Source organism: Escherichia sp. KCJ4928 (genome assembly GCF_004352695.1).
Taxonomy (GTDB): domain Bacteria; phylum Pseudomonadota; class Gammaproteobacteria; order Enterobacterales; family Enterobacteriaceae; genus ECMA0423.
The window spans coordinates 1-4,238 of the sequence record NZ_SJWV01000251.1 but is presented as its reverse complement, the minus strand read 5'-3'; the positions used below and the strand labels follow the sequence as shown (position 1 = coordinate 4,238).

5 protein-coding genes and 1 pseudogene are annotated in these 4,238 nt (G+C 49.7%); 4 read left to right on the top strand and 2 right to left on the bottom strand.

The window, feature by feature from the left end; genetic code table 11:
• From E0D98_RS27580 to cdh, 3 genes and pseudogenes are all read left to right on the top strand, one after another.
• Positions 1-213, top strand: a pseudogene (locus E0D98_RS27580) (hypothetical protein); the annotation flags it as partial.
• A 134-nt stretch (positions 214-347) separates the two neighbouring features.
• On the top strand, positions 348-1,337 hold the full coding sequence (gene sbp, locus E0D98_RS21685) for a sulfate/thiosulfate ABC transporter substrate-binding protein Sbp (RefSeq protein ID WP_001045689.1): 990 nt from the start codon (positions 348-350) through the stop codon (positions 1,335-1,337).
• 106 nt (positions 1,338-1,443) lie between these two features.
• On the top strand, positions 1,444-2,199 hold the full coding sequence (gene cdh, locus E0D98_RS21680) for a CDP-diacylglycerol diphosphatase (RefSeq protein WP_000708998.1): 756 nt from the start codon (positions 1,444-1,446) through the stop codon (positions 2,197-2,199).
• Positions 2,200-2,253: 54 nt separating this feature from the next.
• Here cdh and tpiA read toward each other — a convergent pair whose 3' ends face one another.
• Together tpiA and E0D98_RS21670 are read right to left on the bottom strand one after the other, a co-directional pair.
• Positions 2,254-3,021, bottom strand: coding sequence for a triose-phosphate isomerase (tpiA, locus tag E0D98_RS21675; protein WP_001216325.1), 768 nt, complete (start codon positions 3,019-3,021; stop codon positions 2,254-2,256).
• Positions 3,022-3,128: 107 nt separating this feature from the next.
• Entirely contained in the window at positions 3,129-3,728 is a 600-nt protein-coding gene (locus tag E0D98_RS21670) for a YiiQ family protein (RefSeq protein ID WP_000802226.1), read from the bottom strand.
• Positions 3,729-3,828: 100 nt separating this feature from the next.
• Between E0D98_RS21670 and E0D98_RS21665 the strand changes: the two genes are divergently transcribed.
• The coding region (locus tag E0D98_RS21665; protein ID WP_131890986.1) for a DUF805 domain-containing protein at positions 3,829-4,238 on the top strand (410 nt) is incomplete at its 3' end.

The window sequence follows — 4,238 nt, the reverse complement described above, 5'->3', positions numbered from 1 at the left end:
GTAAAAATCGCGGAAGGGATGAAAAAAACAGCGCCTGACGGCGCTGTGTCTGGCATGCCTGCAATCCGGGAAACCGGACCAGGAAAAAACTTGCAGGCCATAACAGTATCTACATTAATTCTGCAATTTATTGAATTTGCAAACTTTTGTAGGCCGGATAAGGCGTTCGCGCCGCATCCGGCATGGACAAAGCGGACTTTGTCAGCAATATGAGGCGGATTTCTTCCGCCTTTTTAATCCTTCAACATATACCCGCAAGTTATAGCCAATCTTTTTTTATTCTTTAATGTTTGGTTAACCTTCTGGCACGCTTTGCTCATCACAACACAACATAAGAGAGTCGGGCGATGAACAAGTGGGGCGTAGGGTTAACATTTTTGCTGGCGGCAACCAGCGTTATGGCAAAGGATATTCAGCTTCTTAACGTTTCATATGATCCAACGCGCGAATTGTACGAACAGTACAACAAGGCATTCAGCGCCCACTGGAAACAGCAAACTGGTGATAACGTGGTGATTCGTCAGTCACACGGTGGTTCAGGTAAACAAGCGACGTCGGTAATCAACGGTATTGAAGCTGATGTTGTCACGCTGGCTCTGGCCTATGACGTGGACGCAATTGCGGAACGCGGGCGGATTGATAAAGAGTGGATCAAACGTCTGCCGGATAACTCCGCACCGTACACTTCCACCATTGTTTTCCTGGTGCGTAAGGGCAATCCGAAGCAGATCCATGACTGGAACGATCTGATTAAACCGGGTGTTTCGGTGATCACGCCTAATCCGAAAAGCTCTGGTGGCGCACGCTGGAACTACCTGGCTGCCTGGGGCTACGCGCTGCATCACAACAACAACGATCAGGCAAAAGCACAGGATTTTGTTCGGGCACTGTATAAAAACGTCGAAGTTCTGGATTCTGGCGCGCGCGGCTCCACTAACACCTTTGTCGAGCGCGGGATTGGCGATGTACTGATCGCCTGGGAAAACGAAGCTCTGCTGGCAGCGAATGAACTGGGGAAAGATAAATTCGAAATCGTCACGCCGAGTGAGTCTATCCTCGCAGAGCCAACCGTGTCGGTGGTCGATAAAGTGGTCGAGAAAAAAGGCACCAAAGAGGTGGCGGAAGCCTACCTGAAATATCTCTACTCGCCAGAAGGTCAGGAAATTGCCGCGAAAAACTACTACCGTCCGCGCGACGCTGAGGTGGCGAAAAAGTACGAAAATGCGTTTCCAAAGCTGAAGTTATTCACCATTGATGAAGAGTTCGGCGGCTGGACGAAAGCGCAAAAAGAGCATTTTGCTAACGGCGGTACGTTCGATCAGATCAGCAAACGCTGATTTCCCCAGGATAATTATCAAACCCGGTGGTTTCTCGCGACCGGGTTTTTTATTTGTCACGATTTTGCGTTACCCTTGCATCTCTTTGAGGTACAGGGAAAAAAAGATGAAAAAAGCGGGTCTTCTTTTTTTGGTGATGATAGTTATCGCCGTTGTGGCTGCCGGTATTGGTTACTGGAAATTAACCGGTGAAGAGTCGGATACATTACGTAAGATTGTCCTTGAGGAATGTTTGCCCAATCAGCAGCAAAATCAAAATCCTTCGCCATGTGCGGAAGTCAAACCCAATGCCGGATACGTGGTTTTAAAAGATCTTAATGGTCCACTGCAATATCTGTTGATGCCAACGTATCGTATTAACGGTACTGAAAGTCCTTTGTTGACCGATCCTTCAACGCCGAACTTCTTTTGGTTGGCCTGGCAGGCGCGTGATTTTATGAGCAAAAAATACGGCCAGCCGGTTCCCGATCGCGCGGTTTCTTTGGCGATCAACTCCCGCACCGGGCGTACGCAAAACCATTTTCATATTCATATCTCTTGTATTCGTCCTGATGTGCGCGAACAACTGGATAACAATCTGGCGAACATCAGCAGCCGCTGGTTGCCACTGCCAGGTGGTTTGCGCGGGCATGAATACCTGGCGCGTCGGGTAACGGAAAGCGAACTGGTACAACGCAGCCCATTTATGATGCTGGCAGAAGAAGTACCTGAGGCGCGGGAACATATGGGAAGCTACGGGCTGGCGATGGTACGGCAGAGTGATAACTCATTTGTATTGCTGGCGACACAACGAAATCTACTGACGCTTAACCGTGCTTCAGCCGAGGAAATTCAGGATCATCAGTGTGAGATTTTGCGTTAAGGCGAAGAGTTAAGGAAAGTAAGTGCCGGATATGAAATCCGGCACCTGTCAGACTTAAGCCTGTTTAGCCGCTTCTGCAGCTTTAACGATCACTGCGAAAGCGTCAGCTTTCAGAGAAGCACCGCCAACCAGCGCGCCGTCGATATCTGGCTGAGCAAACAGTTCTGCAGCGTTAGACGCGTTTACAGAGCCGCCGTACTGAATGATCACTTGTTCAGCGATGTTAGCGTCAACTTTAGCGATGTGGTCACGGATGAATTTGTGAACAGCCTGTGCCTGAGCCGGAGTTGCAGATTTGCCAGTACCGATTGCCCATACAGGTTCGTAAGCGATAACCGCACCTTCGAATGCCGCAGCACCCTGAGTTTTCAGTACCGCGTCGATCTGACGTGCGCAAACTTCTTCAGTTTTGCCCGCTTCGTTTTCAGCTTCGGTTTCACCGATGCACAGAACCGGAGTCAGGCCCTGCTCTTTCAGCACCGCGAATTTTTTCGCAATCAGTTCGTCAGACTCTTTGTGGTAAGTACGACGTTCAGAGTGGCCGATGATGATGTACTGAGCGCCGATGTCTTTCAGCATAGCGGCAGAAGTTTCACCGGTGAATGCGCCGGACAGGTTCAGGTCCACGTTTTGCGCACCCAGCATGATGTGGCTGCCTTCAGCTTCGCGCTTCGCCATATCGATGTACATTTCCGGTGGTGCGATTGCAACCGCACAGCCAGCAACACCTGCCAGCTCTTTACGCAGGTTAGAAACCAGCTCGTGAACCATGTGGCGGCTGCCGTTCAGTTTCCAGTTACCCATCACTAAAGGATGTCGCATTTTAATTCTCCACGCTTATAAGCGAATAAAGGAAGATGGCCGCCCCGCAGGGCAGCAGGTCTGTGAAACAGTATAGAGATTCATCGGCACAAAGGCTTTGCTTTTTGTCATTTATTCAAACCTTCAAGCGATTCAGATAGCGCCAGCTTAATCGGTTCAACAGCGAAGGTCAGCCCCTTTTCGCCGTTGTCCGCGACAACATAACGCAGTGCACCTTCTGTCTCGGTGTAATAACGTTTGTTTTTCCCCGCCGTTAGCAGCGACTGCAGTTTTTTCTGGCTTTGTGTTTTGGTCATTAATGGGGTGAGTGTGCGGATCACTGCTGCCATGTATTCCTGAGCTTTCGCTTTCGCTGCTTTTTGCTCTGGCCCCTGGATGGGTAGCCAGGTCATTTGAATGCTTTTGATTTTTAAGGTACCGCGCTCCAGCGCTGTAGAAGCATACAAGTTCTCGTTAATTTTACTTGCAGCACGAGTGAGATTGGCTTTGTCGGGACTGCTGTCGATGGCACGAAATTCGTTCAGTGGCAGGCTGGGATTCTGGCTGTTAAAGTCTTCTCGAAACTGGCTGATGGAGAGATCGAAAGTAGGGGCTCCAGCCAGCAGATAAGGCGCGGTCGTTGCCGTATCTGGTGTTTGTGCATGCGCCGTTGTTGTAACGGTTAATGCAGAACATAAGAGAAAAAACAGCGTACACCCTGGCTTCATTGACAGTACCTTTTGTTATGACTGGCTCCGATTAAAACGATATCTGTCGCCCTTGTCAAAAGGGTAGAATCCTGGAAAAGACAACCATCAAGGAACTTACATGACCATACAGCAATGGTTATTCTCATTTAAAGGGCGTATTGGACGCCGTGATTTTTGGATTTGGATAGGCCTGTGGTTCGCAGGCATGCTGGTGCTTTTCTCACTGGCGGGTAAAAATTTACTCGATATTCAGACCGCGGCGTTTTGCCTTGTGTGCTTGCTTTGGCCAACAGCGGCAGTAACCGTTAAGCGCTTGCATGATCGCGGGCGTTCCGGCGCATGGGCATTTCTGATGATTGTGGCGTGGATGCTGCTGGCGGGTAACTGGGCGATTTTACCGGGTGTCTGGCAATGGGCGGTGGGGCGTTTTGTCCCGACGTTGATTCTGGTGATGATGCTTATCGATCTTGGAGCGTTCATTGGCACACAAGGCGAAAATAAATATGGTAAAGATACCCAGGATGTGAA

Bases quoted from the DNA above. Each gene is read 5' to 3' on its own strand.
- sbp (WP_001045689.1), top strand. From the start codon at position 348: ATGAACAAGTGGGGCGTAGGGTTAACATTTTTGCTGGCGGCAACCAGC.
- cdh (WP_000708998.1), top strand. From the start codon at position 1,444: ATGAAAAAAGCGGGTCTTCTTTTTTTGGTGATGATAGTTATCGCCGTT.
- tpiA (WP_001216325.1), bottom strand. From the start codon at position 3,021: ATGCGACATCCTTTAGTGATGGGTAACTGGAAACTGAACGGCAGCCGC.
- E0D98_RS21670 (WP_000802226.1), bottom strand. From the start codon at position 3,728: ATGAAGCCAGGGTGTACGCTGTTTTTTCTCTTATGTTCTGCATTAACC.